We start from the raw sequence: 24326 nt of genomic DNA on the forward strand, positions 1-24326 counted from the left end.
GGGCTCAGAACTGCAGCGCGTGAAACCGCCAGTCAAGCACCGGACGGTCCGGCTCACCGGCGGTATCGCTGACCGCGTACACCAGCGACCGCAGCCCCAGCACGCCGCCGTGATCGGTCGGCTCGGCGGATTCGATGTGCAGCTCGCTGTACAGGGTGTCGCCTTCGTGCACGGGCCCGGTGTGATCGCAGGATTGCCAGTTCAGGACCGTCACCAGATTGGGCAGCAGCCTGCTCGCCTGCGCGAGCGCCAGGCCGATGGTGTGCCCGCCGTACACCAGCCGCCGCCCGCCGACCCTCGAATCATGATGCGTGGCAGCAATATTCAAGGTCAACCGGGCGAGTTCGGGAGCGCTGCTGACCACGTCGGCGGTGCTGCGCAACACCGAACCGGCCAGCCCGGCGGCGAAGTGCGGACCGGGCGCCTTCTCGCGGAACACCGCACCGTCCCACTGCGCGGTCGGATCGTGGGCCGGCCCGGGCACGTCGGTGCCGATGGCGGACAGGTCGTCGTGCGGGGCGTCGTCGGGCGCGAAATCCGGGCTGGCGGGCAGCATCCCGCACCGGTAGAAGTCGAGCACCAGCTGATCGGCCTGGTCGATCGTGATCATCCGCAGCGCCGCCAGCCCCGTCGGCGCCCGGCCCGGCTTGGGCGAATTCGCCCGCAGCCCAACCACTTCGGTGCGGGTGTAGAGCAAATCGCCGATGACCGGGAACCGGTGGAACACCAGGCCGCGATAGAACAGGTTGGCCTTGACCCGCTGGGTCACCAACGTCGACTGCCCTATCGCCACGTCGCACACCAGCCCTGGATGCGCCAGCGGCGCGGGTAGACCCGTCACCGCCGCGCACAGATCGGCGTCCAGTGCCAGACGCAGGCGGTCCCCCACGATCGCCTGGTGCGCACCCGCCAACCCGGACGACAACGTCATCGAGGGCGCCCAGTCGAACACCTGCCCCACCGCGAGGTCGTCGAAGTATGGCCCGCCCTCGCGGATTCCCGCATACCCGTCACTGGTCACCACGCCCATGCTGGCAGGCTGTGGAATCGAGGGTCAACTTCGTGGCGATCGCGAGCGCGGCGAAGCCGGGCGAAGCGGGTCGTCACCATCGGGGCACGTGGCGATCGCGAGCGCGGCGAAGCCGGGCGAAGCGGGTCGTCACCATCGGGGCACGTGGCGATCGCGAGCGCGGCGAAGCCGGGCGAAGCGGGTCGTCACCATCGGGGCACGTGGCGATCGCGAGCGCGGCGAAGCCGGGCGAAGCGGGTCGTCACCATCGGGGCACGTGGCGATCGCGAGCGCGGCGAAGCCGGGCGAAGCGGGTCGTCACCATCAGGGTTGGAGGGTGATCACAGGTGAACGACGAAGAAGAGATGCTGGTCACCACGGTGCGGGCGTTCATCGACCGCGACGTCAAGCCGGGCATCCGCGAGGTCGAGCACGCCAACACCTACCCCGAGGCGTGGATCGAGCAGATGAAGCGGATCGGCATCTACGGTCTGGCCATTCCGGAGGAGTACGGCGGTTCGCCGGTGTCCATGCCGTGCTACGTGCGGGTCACCGAGGAACTGGCGCGGGGCTGGATGAGCCTGGCCGGGGCGATGGGCGGGCACACCGTGGTCGCCAAGCTGCTGACGTTGTTCGGCACCGAGGACCAGAAGCGGGCCTATCTGCCGCGGATGGCCAGCGGCGAGGTGCGCGCCACCATGGCGCTGACCGAGCCCGGCGGCGGCTCGGATCTGCAGAACATGACGACCACCGCGCTGCCCGACCCCGACGACGCCGATCATCTGGTGGTCAACGGGTCCAAGACGTGGATCAGCAACGCGCGCCGTTCAGGGCTGATCGCGCTGTTGTGCAAGACCGACCCGGACGCCACGCCGCGCCACAAGGGCATCTCCATCGTGCTCGTCGAGCACGGGCCGGGCCTGACGGTGTCGCGGGACCTGCCGAAGTTGGGTTACAAGGGCATCGAGTCCTGCGAGCTGTCGTTCGACGGCTTCCGGGTGCCCCGCACGGCGTTGCTGGGCGGCGCTGCGGGCGAAGGCTTTTCACAGATGATGAAGGGGCTCGAAACGGGACGCATCCAGGTGGCCTCCCGCGCCCTGGGCGTCGCCACCGCCGCGCTGGAAGACGCGCTGGCCTACGCCCAGCAGCGGGAGAGCTTCGGCCAGCCGATCTGGCAGCACCAGTCGATCGGTAACTACCTGGCCGACATGGCGACCAAACTCACAGCGGCCCGCCAGCTCACCCGGTATGCCGCCGAGCGATACGACAGCGGCGAACGCTGCGACATGGAAGCCGGGATGGCCAAACTGTTCGCCTCCGAGATCGCCATGGAGATCGCGCTGAACGCGGTGCGAATCCACGGCGGTTACGGTTATTCCACCGAATACGACGTCGAACGCTACTTCCGCGACGCGCCGCTGATGATCGTCGGCGAAGGCACCAACGAGATCCAGCGCAACGTGATCGCCCGGCAACTGGTGACACGGGGCGGGATCTGAACCCGGCCCGCCAACCTCGCGGCCGGCGAAAGACGGACGCCCTGCTCGGCGGAATCGGACGGGCCTGTTCGAGTGCGGTCGAATACCGCCCTGCAAACGATTTGGCTTTTGGCTGTTGATAGCGGGACTATGCAGAATATTCGGCCCATCGAAAGCCAGATTAGCCTGGAGGCCGGAGACTCGTGGTAGCTCGACCACGCCTTTCCCGCTGTCGGCGATCTAAACAGTCCCGATGTTGTGCACCGCGACCATGCCAGCTCAATAGTGAAAGCGCTTGTGTGCCTGTGGTTTCCGATACTTCGCCGCACGCCGGGATAACTCGGGCGTGTGAGGCTCACAGAATGGGCCTGGGCCCCTTATCAACCGCCACTAATCGCAGATCAGCACCAGCCATTGTCATGCCGGGCTGCGGCCCGTGTCCCGGCTCCACTCCTCGATAAGCTGATGCTCGTAACCTTCTTGACGGATAGGCAGATCCGTATAGATCAGCAGTTCAAGGCCCCTGAAGCAGGTCAGCAGGCTGCCTCCCGAGAGCCAACATGACCCAGAATTCAGTCGATCGGACGACAGGGGCGCGTTGGAGATTAATCGCCAATGCCTCTAAATCGGTTGTGCTGCTCTCAGTTCGGCCCCAGCCGTGACGGCGGTAGCGTCTGTCGGTTCGGGCCCATGCCGTTACAATCCCTCGGTCAGGCCGCGGCAGCATATCGGAGCGAATGGCCACTGAGCGCGTTTGGGGCATTATCTGTCTGTGCTACGAGCGCTGGCATCAGCTGCCGCAGATCATTTTATGTACTGCCGCGGGAAAGACATACGACGCGCATTCATTGGGAAATGCCGTCCCCGGTCCAGCAATGACGTTGAGTTGCTTGTCGGATGAGCCTTGCCGCTGTTGCAGAACAACAGTGCCCTCCTCGGTATCCACGTCGTCGAGTTTCAATTTGACGACATACCATCCCGGCTCAGGCTCCGTACTCGAGGTGATATGAAACCGCGGCCTGCCATCGCTTTTGAATAGGTATGCCGTCTGGCTACGCGCCTTGAGCGCCCGCTCGACCTGGTGATCAGACACTCCCCGCGTCGCCCACACGTAGACACCTAGCAAAACGGCGATGAGTGCACAGGCGCCAATCACCAGCTTGACCCGCGCCGTCTTTCGTCTGACCTTGACCGGAGCTATGTCAGCGCTGTGGCCGGGCTCGGCATGTGTCGACGAATCGTCGATCCAAAACTGCCAGCCGGGCGGCGCGGGCGGCCAGGATGGATCTGGTTCCCAGCCGGGGCCCGGTGCCCAGCCTGCGGGAGTCGGAGGCCAGTTCGGTGGCGTGTTGAATCGACGTAACCCGTGAGGGCGTTCGCTGAGAATGCCGTTCGCCATTGGCGATGGGCTACGTGAGCTGTACGGAGCCAGTCCCAATCGCTCCATCAGTTGCTGAACCGCCGGCGGCCAGGGGGTCTGCTTATCCGCCAGAACTTTCGCCACGAGAAGTAGGGCGGCACCGATGACGAAGTACACTGCAGCCCTGGCCAATTGGGAACTGAAGGTGCTGGTGCTGGATGTATGTCCGGTAGCGATGTCAATCGACAACGTCTCCTTCCACCCTTCGACCCTCAAGATCCAGAAACCCGGGATCATGGCCAGCACACCCAGAATTGCCGCTGCATTTGCCGGCATCAATCCAAATTTCTGGCCGTCCCGACGACGACGATTCATCGTCCGCTTTAATCGCCTATAGACCACGTACGCCACCAATGCCCAGATTCCGATCCCGATCAAAGCACCCACCGCCACTCCTTTCTCTCATGCGTTGGAGCCCCGCTTCTCAATAGCTCTAGAAGATGAACCAAATGCTTATAACCGCTTACCCCGGTCGCAGCACGATCGGCCGGTCGACGTTGTCGTCTACACCCATGGGTGCCGCACGCGCCGATGGATAGGCAGCGGATGAATTCCGGGGGCGGCCAAGCAGCTTCGAGCCAGTACAAGTCCTCTGCCGGCAGGAGACGCTGCACTGCCATCCGGCGATCTGCTGTGTCAAACTTGGCGCAGCGGTCAGGAGATCCGTAAGCCGGGTTCGACGCCAGGGACCCACAAAACGCAGGAGATCCGCATCTATTGCGCACCTTAATGCGGTCCGTAAATACTCCGGCATGCGGGCTGCTGCCCCTGACCCAATGGATACAGGAGAGTGTGCGGCTCGCCCAATGGTGCCCGACAATCATGTCCGACAACGCTTACCGGGACGCACGCTACGACCGGTGAATGCGCCCAGGGGCCATCGTTCGGGTAAACAATGGCCGTTGTGTATGCAGGATCCTGGCACTGACTGTCGGGCTGAGCCCCGGCTTGCGTCGCTCCGTCAAGCCCTACCACTGTGAGAATTAGACCGATCAATCCTGACGCCGCGATGACGCCGAGTGACTTTTTCACTTTCTCCGCCTTCCTGGAGCCGACGGCAGATGAGTAAAGGATGCGAATGTGCTTACTCTCGTTGTCCGCCGCGACTATGGGTCGAATTAGTCCTCATGCATGTCGCCGCATCAGACGTGTCCTTGCGGTGCCGAGGATCCTCACGCGTGCTACTTAACCGCAGGATCTGGCGGAAAGGGCGCGCGTGCATGCCGATTCGTACGTTCGATCGACAAGGCGACGCGAAGCCGGTCGACACCGGCGGCGGATCCCTCACACCAGCCCACAGGCGTCCGACGTGAAACGTGTCATACAGCATTGATGAGCGGTGTCCGGTGACCACGGTGGCGCAGCCGGTCGCCCAGAGCGCCGGGGACGGCCACCGCCCGGCGACGCTCGCCACGACCACCGCCTTCTGGAGCTATCCCCGCTTCTGGAGCTATCCCCGCGCACTTCCCTTGCGTCACGGTGGCTGTGCAACGGCGAACGGACTCCCTCTCGTGTCATCCGAACGTTCGAATATCGCGGCCCCGGCACGCTATCGACTCGAATCCGCTGATTCGGGCAGGCCGACGATGCTAGACCAGTTCCTGACAATGCCGAGGGAGACACAAGGAGACCTGAAACATGCCCGCGCAGACGAGATCGAGCGCAAACTGGGCGCTTTCAGTAGGCGCGTCCCTATCGTTGGCGACCGGGGTGGCTGCAGCCGTCGCAGGATGCGGTCACAGCACCGGCAGCGTCGGATCATCGATGAGTTGCTCCACCTACAACTCGGTGAATACGAACCCCGCGCAGTACACCGAAAACACGCGCGCAGTGAGCGATCTGCTGCTGGGACACGGTGTCAACCCCGGCGGCAATCATCATTACGACGCCGCCGCGGGCGATCACGTCATGAACGTCACTGTAGCCTCTGACGAGGTCACCCACTACTGCGCTAGCAATCCTGGCTCGACGATCGACCGGGGCGTCGCGTGGTCGAATTTCAAGACAAATTAGGCGTGTTCGCCTGGCGCGGTGTCAGCCGAAGGTATGAAGATGCCACTGAGCCCCTCACTTCCCCAGGAACCTCTCGATATACCTACGAACGCGGTGTCCTGATGATGACGCCCCACAGGAGGAGATCCATGCGGCTGGGACACAAGTCGGGTGCCACGATTGTCACCCTTATGGCCGTCGCGAGCGGGGCCGCGGGATGCGCAACGCCGAATAGTGTTCGGGGCCAGGCTCCTTCCCCCGCACAAACGTCGGTGACTCGGTTCGCTCCGACTCCCTCACCGCCCCCGGGGGGAGACCGATGGCCGCATCCGTTCCCAACCAACGGCTGCCGCTACGCGTACCCGCAAGAGATCGCCGAAGCGTCCGGAGTGCATGTGAGCTCGGAGGTCGATCGCGGCTCTTCCGGCTGCACCTATAACAACGGCGAAAACGCCTTCAGCGCCAAGACATTCGTCGCAGTCAGCACCATTGGCGCAGGCGGCTTCGACCATGAACTCACCAACGAAGCCGGCCGGGCCAACATCACCGACGTGCCAGGACTCGGGGTCGACGCCAAGCTACTCACCACCGCTACCTCAGGTCAGGCGCTCAACCTGCTGATCGTCAAGGTAGACGCGCAACGTGCGATCAGCGTCCAGGTGGCACCAAACGGTGACCAGCACAACTCCACCCAAGTAGCCACCCTCATCCTGGCCCGCATGCAGAACGGTTGATTACCTACCGAACCGACAAACTCCGACAGGAACCAGAAAAGCATGGATGCCAGCCGAATCCGTGAGTTAGCGAGACCCGAGCCCAACAATCTGAGGCGCAGACGGTATTGCCGGCGGAAGGGCCGGCGTCACTGCTCAGCACCAGCGATTGGCGTAAGCGCCACATCGCTATCCGGCAGCACCCCAACACGCATACCGCGCGTCGCAAGAATTTCACGACGACGAGGCACCGTGTCTGATTCCAGGAATTTCGTTTGGTGCCGTCAGGCTGCCGGATTCATCCGATTGACTGATACCACAGGGGCGGCCGTCCTGTCATCGTCAGCTGTGAGAGATGGCATTTGGCTGGCCGAGCCAGCGTCGCGGCACCGAAAGGGCGTCATGAGAAGAGGACACAGCCGCATTTGCGGCCGCTTCACCAGCCACCGCATTGCTCAGCGAGTGTTCCAGAAACAAAGCAGACAGCACCACCCGCAGGAACTTCACATCTCAAGATCAGAAGAGCAAGACACCGAGGTCGGTGCAATGCTGAAGGATCAGCACAGCGTCGGGGAACCGTCTAACAGAGAGGTTGCTCTGACCGGATCTCGGTGGTGGCTTTCTGTAAGACAAAGGGCCCCAGGGACAGCGAGATCACTGATATCACTCATGGACGACATTGCGGTGAACGACAGCCTTAAGCCAGCGCAACCAGGTAACGGGCGGATCAAGTGCGGAACGGCTCCTCTTGGCGCCACGCCGAAAAGGTTGAGGGTCCAGCGACTCCGCACTCGCTACCTCAACACCACAGTGCCCGACCCTGTGGAGCGGACGCCCACGAACCACGACACAAGCCTCAAAGCCGCGGTAGCGCAAATGACGACCGCCGTACGAACCATCAGGCGTGCAGCGACTTCCCAACCGCCATTGCTGCCGCGGCGCTTGGCTGTTGGTCTATCGTGTACCTTGCTATGCAGCGCTGTCTTAGCCGTCACGGCAAACGCGGACGTGACAGCTACAGTGAAGGCCCAGAGCACACAGCGGATGAACGGGCCCGCATTGAACGCCGGGCAGGACGGTACATACCACGCCGGCCAGGTCTTGAGCCTGGTTTGCCACACCACCGGCGAGCGGGTGAAGGGCTACTTCAGCTTCAACATCCCCAACGGCGGGTGGGACAACCTCTGGTATAAGACGTCAGACGGTCACTTCGTCGCCGACGTCGATATCGAGACGCACACCCTCAACCCGCTTGGACCGGAGTGCAGCCCGGGCGGACAGCAGCCCGCTGCCGCACCGTCCTCTAAGGCCGACGCCGCTGTGGCCAAGGCCAATTCCGCGGTTGGCAGCGACATGTTCGGCCCGCGCGGTTGTGGCCAGTTCGTCGCCTGGGCCTACGGGGTGCCAGGAATCGGCTACCAGACGGCCAAAGAGTTCCATAACGCACTCGCTTCCCAGGGACGCATTCACATGGACAAGAACTTTCCACGCGGCGCACTGGTCTTCTCGGAGAACTCACTCGATGGCGGAGCAGGCCACATCGACATCGCTCGGGGCGATGGCACCTTCGTCTCCGGCGGCGTCGAGGCGAACTATCGAGGGGTCGCCGGCGCCGGCCACAACGTTCAGGTAATGAACACCTACGACCCCACGCCCGGCGCAACCTACCTCGGCTGGGCAGAAGCACCGTGGTGATGGTGAACCATAAAGCGAATGAGGCTGGACCGAATGCGTCCTTGCCTCAACCGCTTTGGCCCGGACAGTCCAATCACCAGCGACCATCCACCTCCTGTCGACCGCCAGCTTCGAGTGGTGGGTGACGACGAGGCCATTCATCAACCCGCCGGAGGACGCCTGATGCCTGCAACGCGCTTCAATGCGCCCCCGAATTGGCCAGTGCCCCAAGGGTGGATGCCTTCCCCTGACTGGGAACCGGATCCGTCGTGGCCCCCTGCACCACCGGGATGGAAATTCTTTATCGACCAGCCCGTAACCCACCACAGCGCGGGCCTACCGGCAAGGGAAGCAGCGCCACTGTGGGCCCCTGGGTCTCCGAACTCCGCGCCGGCCCTATTCCTCCGGCGTTATCCGCGATGGGTCGCAATCGCGGTCGTGGCAACCGTAGCCCTGGCTTCCGTCATCGCCTACGTCTATCACCGCGCGAACCAGCCCGACATCGTCGTGTTGCAACCCGTTGATGCCCAAGGCAATGTCGAGAATGGCTGGACAGAAGACACCAGTCGCGCGAACCAACCCATCGACTGCTCGTTCGGCTCGCCGTCGCGCTACGACAAATCCGCCGGAGTGCGCGACTGTGGCGCCAGCGCCGACTCTGGTGATGCCTGCTGGCCCGCAGCTGACGGCACACACGTTCTATGTCTGATTGATCCTTTCTCCCACGTGCTCTACCGCATCCGAGCGCAAGGACTCAACACGCCGCGCAAGCCGCTGGCCGGCGACCCCATCCCATTCGCGTTGCAGCTCGACGACGGCACACAATGCCGGGTACGCATCGGCGGTGCCTGGGACCGACCGACCGAGCACCCCAATTGGGTGGGTCACTACGCCTGCCATGACCCATCCTCGATCTCCTCGCCGCGCACCTTCTCGGCCGTGTGGGGACCACCCGACCAGGGAATCGACAAGGGCTTCGGCGGCTGGAGCGTGAGCGTCGGCCCCGCCGATGGGCATCTGGCCACCCGGAAAGTGGCTAAGGCTTTCTACGTGGCAGTCGCGGCGCAAACCGCCGCCGCAAGCGACAGCCCCACCGAAGGTCAAGGTGGTACCAGGCTGGTCACCAAATGCGGCCGAACACCGCAATTTCAGCCAGAAGCGATCCGCACCGACTCGGGCGGACTAATGATCAGGATGAAAATCGTCGCGTTGTGCCCGGGCGGGGACGTGCTCATCTCCCCGCAAACAACCATCAGCGTGACCTCGGGCGGCCAAGACGTCGCCGCCGGGGTGTTCGACCTGTCGAAGTCTCCGATCGTGATCCCACCCGGCTCCGGTACCAGCTCCCAACCCGCCGTCGAACACGAGTTCCGCTTCCCGCTCGGATCGTTCTGGCGCTTACCGGTTTCCACTCAGCAGGCACCCACCAGCGGCGCCCCGCAGACCGGCCCGACCGATCTGAACGTCCAGACACTCGTGGTGGCCTGCCAGGAAACCCCGTCCACGGTTACCACCGCCCCGGTCACCGGCACCACCAGGTCGAATCCGACCAGCATCGCGGTGGGGCCTGCCCCACCGCCATCCGGCGACAACGAGTCGGCGAGCTTCGACGCGCTGCGCGCCCTCGCCAACGCCGACCGGCCCTTCGTGATCGGTTCGCTCGTGGACCGCTGGGTACCGCAACTAAGTTCCAAACGACCCGGGCTCGTCGCCGACGGAATCACCTGGGACAACGTCGCCACCCTGCGTGAGCACCTTCAAATGCGGCTGCAGTACCCCGAGGTGCGGCTGCTGCGGACCGGGGACTGGTCGACCTTCTCCGTGCCCGACTTCTGGGTCACCATCGCTGGCGTCGTCTTCTCCGACGCCGACGGCGCGCTGGCATGGTGCCGAGACCACCACCTCGACCACGACCACTGCTACGCCAAACTCGTCAGCACCACCCACCCCGTCGACGGCACCACAGCATTCAATCCGTAAGCCGTGCAACGCCATCGCCAGCAGATGGCGAGCACCTTCGACATCGTGCTCTGCGTCTTCAGGCCCTCGGAGTCCGCTGTCCCCCGCCGGCTACGCGGACCCACTCAAGCGCCGCAACGCATTACGTCGGGGGCCACAGCGCCAGCAGCCGAACAGGTTGCGACACAGCTTCCTTCGACATAATTTCGGCGATAGGCGGTCAGCCAAGCTGCCGCGGCGCGGCGCCTCCAACGGCCCTCCCATTGAACCGATGCCGAACCAGCACCCACACCGTCTGCCCGGCCGCTACCACGTCGACGTCGACGTCGTCAGCGTCGCAGCGCAGCCGCGCATTAAGGCTGTCCGCGTCCGATATCTGATCGCAGACGATGCTGGCGCAACACTCACCTGATGTCGTACACACGACAACACGCGCCGATGACGTAGCCTCCTGCAACACCTGCACCAACGGGGCTACCAGAGCGTCGATTTCAGCATCAGTCAGCTCGGGCAGCTCACCGGCCACACCCACGGCCACATCAATCTGCCTGAACGCCGCCTCATTTACCGCGGGCCTCAGTCGGCGCATCAGCGCATGGTCAAACACCGCGGCCTGGTCGAACAACACCCGCAAACGGCGCGATTCGGCGCGGGCCCGACGGCGCACATCGTCGTCTACGGCGCCGCCGCGGCTGAGCGTCTCCAACAACGGCACGACGTTATCCACCAACGTCGCATAGTGCTGCCGGTACTCGACCCGTACCGCCTGCGCGACCCGGTCACGCCGAATCAGGCGGTGGTGAGCTTCGGTCTCGGCCTGAGCGTCGGCTGCGGCGTCACTCATCAACGCGGTGAACGCCAAGGCGAACAATTGCACCCCCAGAATGCTCGCAGCGCCCAATCCGATGTTGACCACATGCTCCGCCGAGGGCGCACGGCTCAGTTCAACCCCCGCCCCAAGCACCCAGTAGCCCACCAGCAGGGCCGCGCCCGTGCCGGCGCGTGACCCCAGCAGCAACGGCAGCAGGCACCAGCCGACCGCGGCTTGCGCCCAATGGTGCTGGCCACCCAGCTCCGCAGGCGGCAACAAAAGTGGCTGAACGGCCGTCACCACCGCAAGGGCCAACACAGCCATCCGCCGCGCGCGCCAGCGCCCGTGCCGGATGCCAGACACCGCCATCAAGGTGCTGGTCACCGCAATTCCCGCCAGCAATACCTGAGCCGCCGGATGGTCGCCACGCACCAGCGAGTAAGGAAACATCACCACCACGTTGGCCACCGCATAGGTTGTCAGCGCCAGCCCGTAGCCTGCCCGGCTGCGGTGAATCATCCGTTCCGGGTCGACCGGCGACACGGGTGCGGCACGGTAGGGGCCCGTTGGCCAGGACATTTCCACCCGGGTTCCCGCTGCCGGGGCCGAGCCGATGAGGGCGTCGCCGCCCGCGCGGCGCATCCGTCCGACGATGGAATCAGCGATGCCATGACCAGGCTGCGGGGCTGGAAACTCGAACCCGACGCCGTCGTCCTCAAGCACCACTGCGGCAGAAGACACGGTGATGGTTAACAGTCCGGCGTTTGCATGGCGATCGACATTGTTCATCGCCTCGCGGGCCGCTGCGATCACCGCCCTGACGATCTCACCGTCGAGCCAGACCTGCTCGCTCCCGACAAAGCGCACCGGCGTTGACAGGTGAGCAGCGCACTGACGCAAAGCCGCGACCAACTCCGTGCGCGCTGGCGGCGCCACCCACGGACTCTCTTCGAGCAGCTCGAGATCGCGGCGGGCCTGGGCGGCCAGCCGAGGCGGCGGCAACATGGTGCCCTGCCCCACCATCAGCAGCGTCGACGCGGCGGTGTCATGCAGCAACGCCAGCTGCTCGCGCTCGAACTCGCGCACCGCGTTCATGACCTCTTCGTTCACCTCGGTAGCCTGCCGATCAGCACGGGCCCGGTCCACCGCGGCGGCTACCCGCAACAAAACCACACGGATCAGCGCCGACGTCGTCCACTGGAGAGCGAAGTAGTACAGGTTGAAGACCTCTCCGAGGTGGGCCCAGCCCACCTCGGACGCCGACCCGCAGGCGAACGCGGCGGCGACGCCCACCGTCATCGGCAACGACACACGCGCCGACAGCGCAACCGAAAACGCGATGACGCTGGTGCCGGCGATCGCCACAGGAGCACTGTTGTGTGTGTAAAAACCGGGACCAACCAACATCGGAATACCCACACATATCGCCAGCACGAATCCGTAGTCCGCGGCCATGAGGGCAGCGTGCTGTGAACGGGTGGTCAGACGGTACAGCGACCACAGCCCCAGAGCGCCCAGCAGCCATCTGCCCGGCAACCGAGCCTGCGAAGCCGGATCAGCCAGCGACATCGAAACCACTAATAGGTTGGCGCAATTGCGCATCAGTAGGCCGACGGCCGCGGCGCGACGCATCAGCTGGCGCTGCGACGCGGCCCCGGGTGCCGGCGCGCTTGCGGCCCGGCCCACCACCGACGGGTCTTCCGCGACGACCGAGTTCACATGACGACCGTTGCACACATGACATCGAACACGGAACTGCATCGGCCAAGACGGCACCACCTGGGGTAACCGGCACATCGACGCGTGGGTCGCCCGCCGGCAGGGGACGAGTCCTGTGCCCGCGGCTCCCGTAGGGCGCCTTCGTGACAGAACCCAGATGGAAGACCTCGCATTAACGAATCCAGGGTGTCCCGCTAATTTCCTGGGGCAGGCAGCTGTTGGTGACAGCTCATCCCTGCGCCTCCTTGCCATGCGACGCCGACGGATTGTTAGGCCTCGGGCACAAGGCCCCTCATCGTGAGCCATCACAAGAACCGTTTCCCGTGAGCGCTCTACAAGGGCGGCTCCGCCATCGCGCAGGCCATTATTTGCTTTAGGCCGCTAACAACCTGTCGCCGCCGCCTGGATCAACCTTTACGCACGTGCAAAAAAGCGGGCGGCATGCGCCGGTCCTGCGACAGGGAAGCCCAGCGAGATGGCGGTAACCAAAATTTTTCAAGACCCGCCCGCGCGCTTGCCCGAACGGTGCTTAACTATGCCCACGGGCATCCAACACGACAGTTTGCTAAATCTGAATAGTCGGGGGGGATTACGGCTATGGCCGCTACCGATAATCGGTCACCGTCGGTCAGGGTCGCAATCATTGACGACCACGACGTCGTCCATGCCGGGGTTGAAGCATGGTGCGCGAAGGCCGATCCGCCGATTAATGTCGTCGGCAGCTTCCACAATCCCCGGCAGTACTTCGCGCGCTACCTGACGCAGCCCAGCGACGAGGTCGATGTCGTCATCTTCGATCTGCAAATCGACGGCAGGCGCCCTGACTGGGATACCCTAGGCAAACTGTGCGACGCGGGCCAACCCGTCATCGTCTTCTCGCACATGTTCGCCGACGAAGTCATATTGACCAGCCTCGACTTGGGTGCACTCACCTACCTGGTCAAAACCGAAGGGCAACGGCACCTTATCGAAGCCGTCCACTCCGCTCACGCCGCGGAACCCTATGTGGGCCCCCGCATGGCCAAGGCACTGATCAACGACCAAACCCAGGGGCGGATCAACCTCTCCGAGCGAGAAAAAGAAGTGCTGATCGCCTGGTTCCAAACGGAAAGCAAGGACCTCGTCGGCAGGCGACTGTTCATCGCTCCCACGACCGTGCGCACCCACCTGCAGCGCGCGCGGGCCAAATACGCCGCCGTCGGCCGCCCCGCGCCCACCAAGTCTGCATTGCTGGCACGCGCCATCGAAGACGGCATTCTGAGCCTGACGGACCTGTGAGTGCGCCCGCCCCGCGGTGGGACCGCTCGGCGTAATGACACCGTCGGCCATCCCTCGGCGTTGCGCAGATCGTGTTCAGCGGCCAGTGCAATCAACGGGCGTCGCTGCCGTACAAACACCGCAGGGCGCATGACTAAGACTCGACACACACCGACGTCGCCTCAACGCCGGCGACCCTGTCAGTCGTTCGTACTAAAAGCATCTCGGCAAGGCCCGTCGACGGAAACCACGTGCTACACCCAAGTAATGAGCGACAACCTGCCGCCGAGCGAATTCGGTACCGGTTACACCTACAACGGCTCTGCTTCCGCGCCCCAAAGCCCGCCATGGGCCCCCACCGCGCCGCCTGCCGCCGGCTGGCCTACACCCCACCCAGGCGACAGTCGCGCCCCAATGGGGCTCCCGGCCAGCGATACCCCCACCGGTCCCCATCACAACAACCCGCACGCCGAATACCACCGCCAAGCCGCAACGCATTTCGGCGCAACCGCACCAAACCAACCCGGCTTCGCCCACGCAGATCCCGACCGCGCCTACTACACCGCGCCCCCGCAACCAGCTTGGCCACCGCCGCCCCCCGCAGGCGCCAGTGCCGGAGCCGCGCCACCCCAGAACACCCCTTTCACCGGGGACGCGATCGCGCAGTGGTTGGCCGCCCCCGGACATCTCAAACTGGTCGCAGGAGTCGCCGGTGGCTTCGTCGCGCTGATGCTGTTCCTGACCGGTGGCCCAGGCGTCAAAATCCCCGCGCTCCTCCTGGCGATTGCGGTCTGGGCCCTGTGCTTTCGCCAGGGCTACCACGAAAAGGCCGGACTACGAGCCCAAACCCCCGTAGCCGCAGACCAGGCAATCCGCATCGCGGTCGACGCCGCCAACAGCCTGCGCGGCCCCCTCTCGAGCGTCGAGTTCACCGGCTCCACCGCCGACCGTGCCAACTTCACCGTCCGCGGCTCAACCTGGAAACCCCTGGAGTTCCACGTCACGCTGCGACCCGACCCATCGGGGTGGACCTTCGTTTCGACCCACCTCGACAGGTGGACGTGGCGGCGTAACCGGGTCAATTTCATCCCGGTGCCCCTGACGAAACGCATGGATGGCTACGGACTCTACAAATCCTTTGGTGACCGGTTACTCAAAGCCCTTCAGCAGCACCACCAATCAACCAACGGGGCCTTCAAGACACGCCCCCAGTGACACGAAGTCGCCACGACTGGCGCGCCCAGGGCTGCGCGCGTCGCACGGGCGACCTGAGCTGCGCTCTGTCACGTAGCGAATCTTCAATCGTCAGAGAGGGCCCGCCAAGGCATGTCCACAACACTTGACACACTGTGGTCGTTGCACGGCTCCGGCGGATCGCCAAGAATGGCCGACGCCATCGAATTCGTCGCTCGCCGGGGCGGCCGCTCGCGGCACTTCTTCTTCTTCGGTGGCGGTGGAGGATCGGCCTGGCTTGCCGCGCCCATCCTATTCATCGCCGGAGTCGGGGGCTACTTGATGAGAAACCCCGATAAGGCCCGCGGACTCAAGGAACGCGTCACCGGCGCATGGAAAGCCGGCGCAAACAACCTCGCGGCCTACCGCGATCCGAACTCCCCGCATCCCGCCTGGCAACACCCGTCTCCGCCCCTCCATCCCGGTGCCACCTCCACGCCGTCCCCATCGGCAGTAACCCCCCCGAGACGCTTCAATCCCCCACCCACATGGCCAATCCCCCCCGGCTGGACACCGCCACCCGATTGGAAACCAGACCCCACCTGGCCCCCGGCACCCCCAGGATGGAGCTTCTGGCTCCCTTAACCGCCCCCCGCTAGGAATCGTTGAATCGATACAGCTAAACCGACCGATGCAAACCCTGCCAAACCAGCAACCGCTCAGGGTCTTTCAGTGAAACAGCCGGCAATTACTGATCCCTCGGCGCTGCCGGGAGCCCAGACATGTCAGGCCAGACCCTTATTCTGCTAAAGCGGTCGAGCCGACTCGATGGAGGGATCAGATGTCCGGCCAAAACCAGCTACGAGACGAGATCAAGCAGATCCTGCTCAAACACCCGCGTACCCGCTACGCGAAGGTGCTCATCGGCATGAAGCAGGATCTCACCGACACCGAAATCGCCGCTGCCGCATCAGCGGGAGAGCCCGTAAAGGTCGACCGGATCACCGAGGTGCGCAGGAATGTTCAACTGACACTTGACGATAGACTCGCCGCCCCCTCTGAGGCCGAAATGCAAGTCGGACTCTCTATCGAGAGCTGCTCAACTATCCACGCTCTCCTGAGCTAGATCAGCACATCAAGACGCGACTGACTCAACTCCAACAACTCGATCCGTCGATCAAGCTGACACCGCTAGGCAACGTCCACCTGGGCGGCAGTGACGCGGCGCGCCCCGAGAAGCCAGAGGCACGGTGCGACAAGTGCTTCATGGTCCATAACGGCGAATGCCTGTAGTGCTACGTGCAGAGCTGCAGTGACCCCGAAGAGAGGAATCAAATGTGACGGCGAAGGAACTGCGCGTTACCGCCCGCGGCCGCTGCGGGACGGACAGCTACCGGGCGGCCAAACACTCAAGCGTGCATGCCATCACCGAGACGGGGCAGTACTGGGCCGTCGACGCCAAGGTTCGCCGAAGCAACGACGACCGCCCGCGGATGGGCTCGATCGTGCGCTTCTGGAGTACCGAGGGAGACGCGAATGCTGATGCTGCGCGGATCAATGCAGGCGAATGTGTGTACAAACAAGACACGACGCGCCCCTGTTACGATGCGGTCGTAACACGCGCGACCGCCTACAGGTCTTAACCCCCACCCAAATGCCGTCGCCGGCCGTGACAAGGATGAGGCCGGCGTTTCGTGAGAAGGACAACCGGCACGGTGGATCTGGTGGCGACCCTGCCCTTGCCGATCTACCAATCCCGCGTACCGATTCAGGCGTAAGCGATTCGGCCAAGCGGAAATTTTGACTTTCCTTTCGGGCTCGGCCCTGCCCACCCACCCGAAGTTTCGGAGTATATTTACCTGACTTCTCCGGCTGGCAAACCGTGCGTAAGCAAAGTCGTTCGCCGGACGCGGGAACCAAAGGGAAAGGCAGCCGCTATGAGTTATCCCCCCGTGCCGCCCGGAGGTTCGCCAGAGTGGCCGGGGCAGCAGCCCGAATGGCAAGGCCAGCAACCGGAATGGCAAGGCCAGCAACCGGAATGGCAAGGCCAGCAACCGGAATGGCAGGGCCAGCAGCCCGCCGGATGGCAGGCTCAGCAGCCGCCGGGGTGGCAGGGCCAGCCCCCGCCCGCGGGATGGCCGGCACCCCAACCGGGCTGGTACGGGCAGGAGCCGGACAACTATCTGGTCTGGGCGATCCTGTGCACGGTGCTGTGCTGCCTGCCGATCGGGATCGTGTCGATCGTCTACTCCAACAAGGTTTCCGGGCTGTGGGCCCAGGGACGGTACGCCGAGGCCTACGAGGCGTCCAACAACGCCAAGAAGTGGGCCATCATCAGCGCGGTGGTCGGTGCCGCCGCCGCGGTGATCGGCGTCGTGCTGTGGTTCGCCATGTTCGCGGCGATAGTGTCGTCCATCCCGTCCACGACCACCACCACCTACCCGGGCTTCTGATCCCAGGTCTCGTCGACCAGCCCCCAGGCCGTCGCGGTCCCCGTGTCGACGGTGCGGCCGGACAACACGAGATACGCTGTGCGCCAACGGCCTATCCGCCGTGTGACGCTGACGGTGCCGCCCGCCCCCGGGAGCAGCCCCAACGCCAGCTCGGGTAGCCCGAACACCGCGTCGTCGCGGGCGCTGACCCACCCGCAGAACGCCGCCATCTCCAATCCGCTGCCCATCACCCGGCCGTGCACCTCGGCCCGGCACGCACGGCCGAGCCGGGCGGCCAGCGCATCGAGCGCCAAGGCGGGGCTGTAGCGGGTGCGGGCCAGGTGCGCGCTCGCCGGATCGGCGAAGGTGCCGAATTCGGCCAGGTCACCGCCACTGCAGAACGACGGGCCGGTGCCGCTCAACACGACGCCGGTGACCGAGGGATCCAGCTGCGCCACCGTCAGCGCCTCCAGCAGCGCGGCGCGGGCATCGGTGGAGAACGCGTTGTGCCGTTGCGGTCGGTTGAACGCGATTCGCACGACGTCGCCGTCGCGGGTCACCCGCACCGGGTCGGGGATCTCCGGCATGCGGACCGGGCCGCGCTCGCGCAACCACTGCGCGAACTCCGGGCCGGCCTGCAGGGTCGAGTACGCCAACGACTCCGTCACCACCCCGGACAGCGTGGAGCCGCGCGGATCCACCGCGCGCAATACGTCGTCACAGATTCCGCTGGCGTGCGGCCAGCGCCGGCACCGCGCCGTCAACTCAGCCACGGTCGCCGGCACCGAATCGACGGTTATCACCCGCCGATCGGTGCACGGTTCCTCGGTCAGTGTGAAAGTTGCTGCGTCAAGCCAGGATCCGGCTTCGGCGATGTCGGCGACCGAGCCGGCGGCGACGATCACCCCGGGCGACGAGGGCAGCCCGTCCTGCGGCGCGCTCGACAGGTCGACCACCCGGAGCATCGCTCACACCGAGTATTTCTCGATCAGCCCATTCTTGTAGAGCTTGCCGGTGTCGGTGCGCGGCAGCTGCGCTTCGAAGGCGATCGATCGCGGGCACTTGTAGTGCGCCAGCCGGTCTCGCAGCCACGCTGTCAGCTCGTCGGCGAATTCGTCGGTGGCGTCACCCGGGTCGACGGTCTGCACGGCCGCCACGACGCGCTGGCCCATCTCGTCGTCCGGCACCCCGAACACCGCGGCGTCGAGCACCTTCGGGTGGGTGACCAGCAAGTTCTCCGCCTCCTGCGGGTAGATGTTCACCCCGCCGGAGATGATCATGTGGTGGCGCCGGTCCGTCAGGTACAGGTAGCCCTCGTCGTCGAGGTAGCCGATGTCTCCGACGGTGGCCCAGCCGTGCTTGTCGCGCGATGAGGCGGTTTTCGTTGGGTCATTGAGGTATTCGAAGGAATAGCTACCCTCGAAGTAGATCTCGCCGGCCTGCCCGGGTGGTAGCTCGTTGCCGTGCTCGTCGAGGATGTGCACGGCACCCCCCATGGGCTTGCCGACCGAACCCGGATGCGCCAGCCACTCTTCGGCGGTGATCAACGTCGACCCGTGCGCCTCCGAGGACGCGTAGTACTCGTCGATGATCGGGCCCCACCAGTCGATCATCTGCTTCTTGATCTCCACCGGGCAAGGCGCGGCGGCGTGCATCACCCGCTGCAGACTGCCAAGGTCGTACGAATGACGAACCCGCTCAGGCAGTTTCAGCATGCGGGTGAACATCGCCGGGACGAACTGGCCGTGCGTGACGCGGTGCCGCTGGATGACGTCCAGGCAGCCCTCGGCGTCGAACTTCTCCATCACCACCGTAGTGATGCCACCGGCCTGCGCGCTCATCGACCACACCGACGGCGCCGTATGGTACAGCGGAGCCGGGCTCAGGTAGATCGAGTCGGGCGTCATCCAGAAACCAACCAGAGCAGACATCATGCCGGGCGCCTCGGCCGGTGGCACGTGCGGCAATTCGCGCTTGATGCCCTTGGGCCGGCCGGTGGTGCCCGACGAGTACTGCAGCAGGTCGCCCTCGATCTCGTCGTCGATCGGGGTATCGGGCTGGCCTGCAACGCATTCCGGGTAACGTTCCCAGCCGGGCAGGTCACCGTCGGCGATCAGCAGCAGTTCCGGCAACCCGCCCGGCAGATGCTCGGCCAGGCCGGCGAGGGTATCGCGCAGCGCCGCCGACCCGATGATCGCCTTCGCGCTGCTGTTGTCGATGATGTAGGCCGCCTCTGCCGCGGTCAGGTGGGTGTTGATCGGCACGTAGTACAAGCCGCTGCGACGAGCCGCCCACATCACCGCGTGGATGTGCTCGTTGTTCTCCATCAGGATGGCGACGGTGTCGCCTTCGCGCAGACCCGCCGCGCGGAACCGGTGCGCCAGCCGATTGGCACGGGCCTCGAGGTCGTCGAATGTGACGACCGTTCCGGACGGGTACAGGATGACAGCAGCTTTGTCGGCGCCGACGTACGGGCGGATCTGCATGCGCAGACTGTACCGCCGCCAAACTTGACGGGTGTTAAGTGGTCGCTCCGCCGGGCAGGAGCAGCGCGCTGTCGCCGAATTCATGCCACAGGTAGCCGTGTTCCACCGCCTCCCGATACGCCCTGGCAACCAGCTGCGGACCGGCGACCGCCTCCAGTAACAACAGGTGCGAGGCGCCGGCATCGTGCCAGCCCGTCACCAGGCCGCCGACGACACGACATGGCCGGCCGGGCCCAAGCACCAGATCCGTCCAGCCGTCCACCTGCCGCACCACGCCGTCCGCGCCAGCGGCGGACTCCAGGGCGCGCGTCACCGTGGTTCCCACCGCGATCACCCGTCCGCCGGTCGCGCGCGTGAAGTTCACCAGTCGCGCGGTCGCGGCGGGCACGTGGAGGGGTTCGGCGACCGGTGGCTCGCCCACGTCCGCCGACGACACCCCCGCGTGCAGCGTGATCGGCGCGATGGCGATGCCGGCGGCCACGAGGTCGGTGACTAGTTCTGTGCTGAACGGCCGCGCCGCGCTCGGCATTTCAGCGCTGCCGGGTTGCCTGGCGAAGACCGTCTGGTAGTAGCGCAGCGGCCATGGCCGTGGCACATACGAGTACCGGATGGGTCGGCCGTGCCGGACCAGATACGAGGCGACGTCACCCTCCACAACGACTCGCGCGGCCCACAACCGCGCCCCGCGGATCCCCGGTTGCGGGTAGGACGACTCGATGACCAGCACGCCGCCGCCCGGCATCTCGATGCGTTCGCCCGGCCGGATGTCGGTCAGGTTCCCCGTCGCGTTGCCCGCCGGCCGGAGTTCGACCACCCAGACCAGGGCGGCGAGTGCCGTGGAGAAGTGAATGGCGATCGGCCCTCCGGCGCGGTCACCATCGACGGCGGCGGGCAGGGTGGCCGAGTCGTTCACCACCAGTAGATCGCCCGGTCGCAGGTAGTCACCGAGGTCGCTGAATCGCGCGTGGTCGACCCTGCCCGGCTGGGCGACCAGCAGCTTCACCGCGTCCCTGGCGACGCCGCGGGCCTCCGGCGGCTCGGTGGCACCCGACGTCGGCAATCGGTGGAACTGCGTCTGCGGGCTCGGCAGCGTCCATGAGGCGGTCATAGCTGCACTCCCGACGGCGCAAGCTGCGCGGCGCGGTAGCGGCCGGGAGCCGGACGCGTGTCGAGCAATCGCAGCAATGTCGGCACGACGGACGCCGGCTCGGCACGGTCGGAGATGTCCTCACCAGGGAAGGCGGCCTGGTGCATCTCGGTGCGCATGTCCCCGGGGTCGAAGGCGTACACGCGCACCGCGGGCGTCTCGCCGGCCAGGACGGCCGATAGTTGGTCGAGCGCGGCCTTCGACGAGCCATACCCGCCCCAGCCCGGGTACGGTTCGACGGCGGCGTCGGAAGTCAGATTGACGATCACGCCGGCGTTTTCGGACAGCGCCGGTAACGTGATCTGGATCAGGGCCAGGGGCGCGAACAGGTTCGTCTGGTACACCGTCCATAACTCGCTCGCAGGGTAATCGGTGAGGACCGGTTGCGGGCTGGGCCCCAGGTGGCTGGCGTTGTTCACCAAGAGGCCAAGCGGCCCGACCGATGCTGCCGCAGCCAACTCGGCACGGTGCGACGCGTCGGTGACGTCACCGGGCAGCGCGATGAAATTCCGTGAATTCAGTTCTCGGACAGTTGATTCCAGTTCGGAGGCGCGTCGGGCATCGCCGACGACGGTCCAACCGCGGTCGAGCAGGGCGGCGGCAAGCGCTTTCCCGAAGCCGCGCGAGGCGCCGGTGACAATCGCGACGGGTTGCTGTTTGGGTTGAGTCATGCCCCCCATACTGATAGTTGAAGTAAAGTTTAAGTCAAGTCATGAATTCGAGAAGGCCACAATGGATAAGCGAGACTTGTTCACCGTCAGTGAGATAGCGAACCGCAGCGGCTTCGCGGCGTCGGCGATCCGGTTCTATGAGAGCCAGGGCCTGATCACCGCGACCCGGACCACCGGTGGCCAGCGCCGCTTCGAGCGGCAGATGCTGCGACGCCTGGCCTTCATCAAGGCCGCCCGCAACGTCGGCTTGAGCCTGGATGAGATCGCCGAGGCACTCGCCACACTTCCGGATGGCCGCACGCCGACCCGCGCCGACTGGGGCCGACTGTCCAAAACCTGGCGCGCCCGCCTCGACGATCAGATCGCCGGCTTGGTCGCGCTGCGCGACAACCTCGACTCGTGTATCGGCTGCGGTTGCCTGTCGCTGAAGCGCTGCACCATCTCCAACCCGGGCGACCAGGCGGCCAGCACCGGAGCGGGAGCGATGTACCTGCCGAGATCGCTACGGCGGCGGGCGATTAGCGGCTAGCGGCCGTCGCGGGTCTTAACCCGCTTCGGACAGCCGCTGCTTGAGCGCCTCGAACTCGTCGCGGACGCCGGTGGGCAGCTTGTCGCCGACGAACTCGAACCACTCCTCGATCAGGGGCAGTTCCTCGCGCCACTCGGCGGGGTCGACCGCCAGCGCCTTGGCTACGTCGGCGCCATCGACGTCCAGGCCGTCCAGGTCAAGGTCGTCGGCGGTCGGCACGATGCCGATCGGGGTGTCCTGGCCGCCGGCCTGGTGCTCGATGCGGTCCACGATCCACTTGAGCACCCGGCTGTTCTCGCCAAAGCCCGGCCACAGAAAGCCACCGTCTTCGTCGCGGCGGAACCAGTTGACGAAGAACACCTTCGGCATCTTGGACTCGTCGGAGTTCTTGCCCAGGTCGATCCAGTGCTGGAAGTAGTCACCGACGTGGTAGCCCAGGAACGGCAGCATGGCCATCGGGTCGCGGCGCACGGTGCCGACCTTGCCCTCGGCGGCGGCGGTCTGCTCGCTGCCCATGGTGGCTCCCATGAACACGCCGTGCTGCCAGTCGCGGGCCTGCGTCACCAGCGGCACCGTGGTCTTGCGGCGGGCGCCGAACAGGATGCCCGAGATCGGCACGCCCTGCGGGTCGTCCCACTCCGGCGCCAGGATCGGGCACTGCGACATCGGGGTGCAGTAGCGCGAGTTGGGGTGCGCGGCCTTCTCGCCGGAATCGGGCGTCCAGTCGCGGCCCTTCCAGTCGGTCAGGTGCTCCGGCTCGCCCTCGAGGCCCTCCCACCACACGTCGTTGTCGTCGGTGAGCGCCACGTTGGTGAAGACGGTGTTGCCGGCCTCGATGGTGCGCATGGCGTTGGGGTTGGACTTCCAGTTGGTGCCCGGCGCGACGCCGAAGAAACCGAACTCGGGGTTGACCGCGTACAGGCGGCCGTCCTTGCCGAACCGCATCCAGGCGATGTCGTCACCGAGCGTCTCGGCGCGCCAGCCCGGAATGGTCGGCTGCAGCATGGCGAGGTTGGTCTTGCCGCACGCCGACGGGAAGGCCGCGGCGAAGTAGTAGGCCTTGTTCTCCGGGGAGATGAGCTTGAGGATCAGCATGTGCTCGGCGAGCCAGCCCTCGTCGTGGGCCATCGCCGAGGCGATCCGCAGCGAGTAGCATTTCTTGCCCAGCAGCGCGTTGCCGCCGTATCCCGAGCCGTAGCTCATGATTTCGCGGGTCTCGGGGAAGTGGGTGATGTATTTGGTGTCGTTGCACGGCCACGGCACGTCCTTTTGGCCCGGCTCCAGCGGCGCGCCCACCGAGTGCATCGCCTTCACGAAGAATCCGTCGTCGCCGATCTTCTCCAGGGCGGCCTTGCCCATCCGGGTCATCACCTTCATCGAGATGACGACGTACTCGGAGTCGGTGATCTCCACGCCCAGCTTGGGGTCCTCGGCGCCCAGGGGACCCATGCAGAACGGCACCACCCACATGGTGCGGCCGCGCATGCAGCCGCGGTACAGGTCGGTCATGGTGGACCGCATCTCGGACGGGTCCATCCAGTTGTTGGTCGGCCCGGCGTCGATCTGACGCTCGGAACAGATGAAGGTCCGGGACTCCACGCGCGCCACGTCGGACGGGTCCGAGAGCGCCAGGTAGGAGTTCGGGTGCTTCTTCTCGTTGAGCTTCTTGAGCGTGCCGGCCTCGACCAGCTGGGTGGCCAGCCGGTTGAACTCCTCGTCGGAGCCGTCAGCGAAGATCACCCGGTCGGGTTGGGTGAGTTCGGCGACCTCCTGCACCCATGACAGCAGGCCCTGGTGGTTCGTGGGTGCCGTGTCCAAACCGGGAATGGTCGCTGAGGTCATCGAACTCTCCTGGA

Annotated in this window: 20 protein-coding genes; 11 read left to right on the plus strand and 9 right to left on the minus strand. The window is 65.3% G+C overall.

The genetic code is table 11. The features are described from left to right. Positions 1–4 precede the first annotated feature (4 nt). Positions 5–1030: a MaoC family dehydratase gene (locus MTY59_RS06015; protein WP_221044863.1), complete on the minus strand. Its 1026-nt coding sequence runs from the start codon at positions 1028–1030 to the stop codon at positions 5–7. Between the two features lie 326 nt (positions 1031–1356). Here MTY59_RS06015 and MTY59_RS06020 point away from each other — a divergent pair, with 326 nt between their 5' ends. Next, complete coding sequence (locus MTY59_RS06020; RefSeq protein WP_221044864.1) at positions 1357–2508, plus strand: acyl-CoA dehydrogenase family protein; 1152 nt, start codon at positions 1357–1359, stop codon at positions 2506–2508. A 769-nt stretch (positions 2509–3277) separates the two neighbouring features. Here the strand turns inward: MTY59_RS06020 and MTY59_RS06025 are convergent. Then, positions 3278–4294 carry a hypothetical protein gene (locus MTY59_RS06025; protein ID WP_221044865.1) on the minus strand — a complete coding sequence of 339 codons (1017 nt, stop codon included), beginning with the start codon at positions 4292–4294 and terminating at the stop codon, positions 3278–3280. Between the two features lie 1251 nt (positions 4295–5545). On the opposite strand from MTY59_RS06025, the gene MTY59_RS06030 reads away from it, so the two are divergent. Together MTY59_RS06030 and MTY59_RS06035 are read left to right on the plus strand one after the other, a co-directional pair. Continuing rightward, positions 5546–5920: a hypothetical protein gene (locus MTY59_RS06030; protein ID WP_221044866.1), complete on the plus strand. Its 375-nt coding sequence runs from the start codon at positions 5546–5548 to the stop codon at positions 5918–5920. 374 nt (positions 5921–6294) lie between these two features. Continuing rightward, positions 6295–6633: a hypothetical protein gene (locus MTY59_RS06035; protein WP_221044867.1), complete on the plus strand. Its 339-nt coding sequence runs from the start codon at positions 6295–6297 to the stop codon at positions 6631–6633. Positions 6634–6954: 321 nt separating this feature from the next. Here the strand turns inward: MTY59_RS06035 and MTY59_RS06040 are convergent, their stop codons facing one another. Further along, the gene (locus MTY59_RS06040; RefSeq protein WP_221044868.1) at positions 6955–7119 is read right to left on the minus strand and encodes a hypothetical protein; all 165 of its coding nucleotides are present in this window, start codon (positions 7117–7119) and stop codon (positions 6955–6957) included. A 537-nt stretch (positions 7120–7656) separates the two neighbouring features. On the opposite strand from MTY59_RS06040, the gene MTY59_RS06045 reads away from it, so the two are divergent. Both MTY59_RS06045 and MTY59_RS06050 read left to right on the plus strand, forming a co-directional pair. Further along, complete coding sequence (locus tag MTY59_RS06045) at positions 7657–8307, plus strand: hypothetical protein (protein ID WP_221044869.1); 651 nt, start codon at positions 7657–7659, stop codon at positions 8305–8307. A 417-nt stretch (positions 8308–8724) separates the two neighbouring features. Further along, complete coding sequence (locus MTY59_RS06050; protein ID WP_221044870.1) at positions 8725–10266, plus strand: hypothetical protein; 1542 nt, start codon at positions 8725–8727, stop codon at positions 10264–10266. Positions 10267–10465: 199 nt separating this feature from the next. On the opposite strand, the gene MTY59_RS06055 is transcribed toward MTY59_RS06050, so the two are convergent. Continuing rightward, positions 10466–12421 carry a sensor histidine kinase gene (locus tag MTY59_RS06055; protein WP_250160728.1) on the minus strand — a complete coding sequence of 652 codons (1956 nt, stop codon included), beginning with the start codon at positions 12419–12421 and terminating at the stop codon, positions 10466–10468. 951 nt (positions 12422–13372) lie between these two features. Between MTY59_RS06055 and MTY59_RS06060 the strand changes: the two genes are divergently transcribed. The 5 genes from MTY59_RS06060 (at position 13373) to MTY59_RS06080 (ending at position 17658) form a co-directional block, all read left to right on the plus strand. Continuing rightward, complete coding sequence (locus MTY59_RS06060) at positions 13373–14053, plus strand: response regulator transcription factor (protein ID WP_221044871.1); 681 nt, start codon at positions 13373–13375, stop codon at positions 14051–14053. Positions 14054–14299: 246 nt separating this feature from the next. Continuing rightward, entirely contained in the window at positions 14300–15247 is a 948-nt protein-coding gene (locus MTY59_RS06065) for a hypothetical protein (RefSeq protein WP_221044872.1), read from the plus strand. A 799-nt stretch (positions 15248–16046) separates the two neighbouring features. Further along, on the plus strand, positions 16047–16331 hold the full coding sequence (locus tag MTY59_RS27220) for a hypothetical protein (protein WP_250160729.1): 285 nt from the start codon (positions 16047–16049) through the stop codon (positions 16329–16331). Positions 16332–16542: 211 nt separating this feature from the next. Further along, on the plus strand, positions 16543–16848 hold the full coding sequence (locus MTY59_RS06075; protein WP_221044873.1) for a hypothetical protein: 306 nt from the start codon (positions 16543–16545) through the stop codon (positions 16846–16848). 294 nt (positions 16849–17142) lie between these two features. Continuing rightward, positions 17143–17658, plus strand: a complete 516-nt coding sequence (locus tag MTY59_RS06080; RefSeq protein ID WP_221044874.1) for a CD225/dispanin family protein — start codon at positions 17143–17145, stop codon at positions 17656–17658. Here MTY59_RS06080 and MTY59_RS06085 read toward each other — a convergent pair. The 4 genes from MTY59_RS06085 to MTY59_RS06100 are packed head-to-tail and all read right to left on the minus strand — an operon-like array spanning position 17643 to position 21941. Beyond that, a complete protein-coding gene (locus MTY59_RS06085; RefSeq protein ID WP_221044875.1) occupies positions 17643–18602 on the minus strand; it encodes an enoyl-CoA hydratase/isomerase family protein in 960 nt (319 codons plus the stop codon). The two genes, MTY59_RS06080 and MTY59_RS06085, sit on opposite strands and share 16 nt — an antisense overlap. Positions 18603–18605: 3 nt before the next feature. Beyond that, positions 18606–20123 (minus strand): fatty-acid--CoA ligase FadD4, encoded by a 1518-nt coding sequence (gene fadD4 / locus MTY59_RS06090; protein ID WP_221044876.1) that lies wholly within the window; start codon positions 20121–20123, stop codon positions 18606–18608. Between the two features lie 34 nt (positions 20124–20157). Beyond that, positions 20158–21231 carry an S-adenosylmethionine:tRNA ribosyltransferase-isomerase gene (locus MTY59_RS06095; protein WP_221044877.1) on the minus strand — a complete coding sequence of 358 codons (1074 nt, stop codon included), beginning with the start codon at positions 21229–21231 and terminating at the stop codon, positions 20158–20160. After that, positions 21228–21941, minus strand: coding sequence for an SDR family NAD(P)-dependent oxidoreductase (locus tag MTY59_RS06100; protein ID WP_221044878.1), 714 nt, complete (start codon positions 21939–21941; stop codon positions 21228–21230). The genes MTY59_RS06095 and MTY59_RS06100 overlap by 4 nt, the downstream gene beginning before the upstream one ends. A 61-nt stretch (positions 21942–22002) precedes the next feature. Between MTY59_RS06100 and soxR the strand changes: the two genes are divergently transcribed. Beyond that, positions 22003–22470, plus strand: a complete 468-nt coding sequence (soxR, locus tag MTY59_RS06105) for a redox-sensitive transcriptional activator SoxR (protein WP_221044879.1) — start codon at positions 22003–22005, stop codon at positions 22468–22470. 15 nt (positions 22471–22485) lie between these two features. On the opposite strand, the gene MTY59_RS06110 is transcribed toward soxR, so the two are convergent. After that, a complete protein-coding gene (locus MTY59_RS06110) occupies positions 22486–24312 on the minus strand; it encodes a phosphoenolpyruvate carboxykinase (GTP) (protein ID WP_221044880.1) in 1827 nt (608 codons plus the stop codon). Positions 24313–24326: the final 14 nt, after the last annotated feature.

It is taken from the genome of Mycobacterium senriense (assembly GCF_019668465.1).
GTDB classification, from domain to species: Bacteria; Actinomycetota; Actinomycetes; order Mycobacteriales; family Mycobacteriaceae; genus Mycobacterium; species Mycobacterium senriense.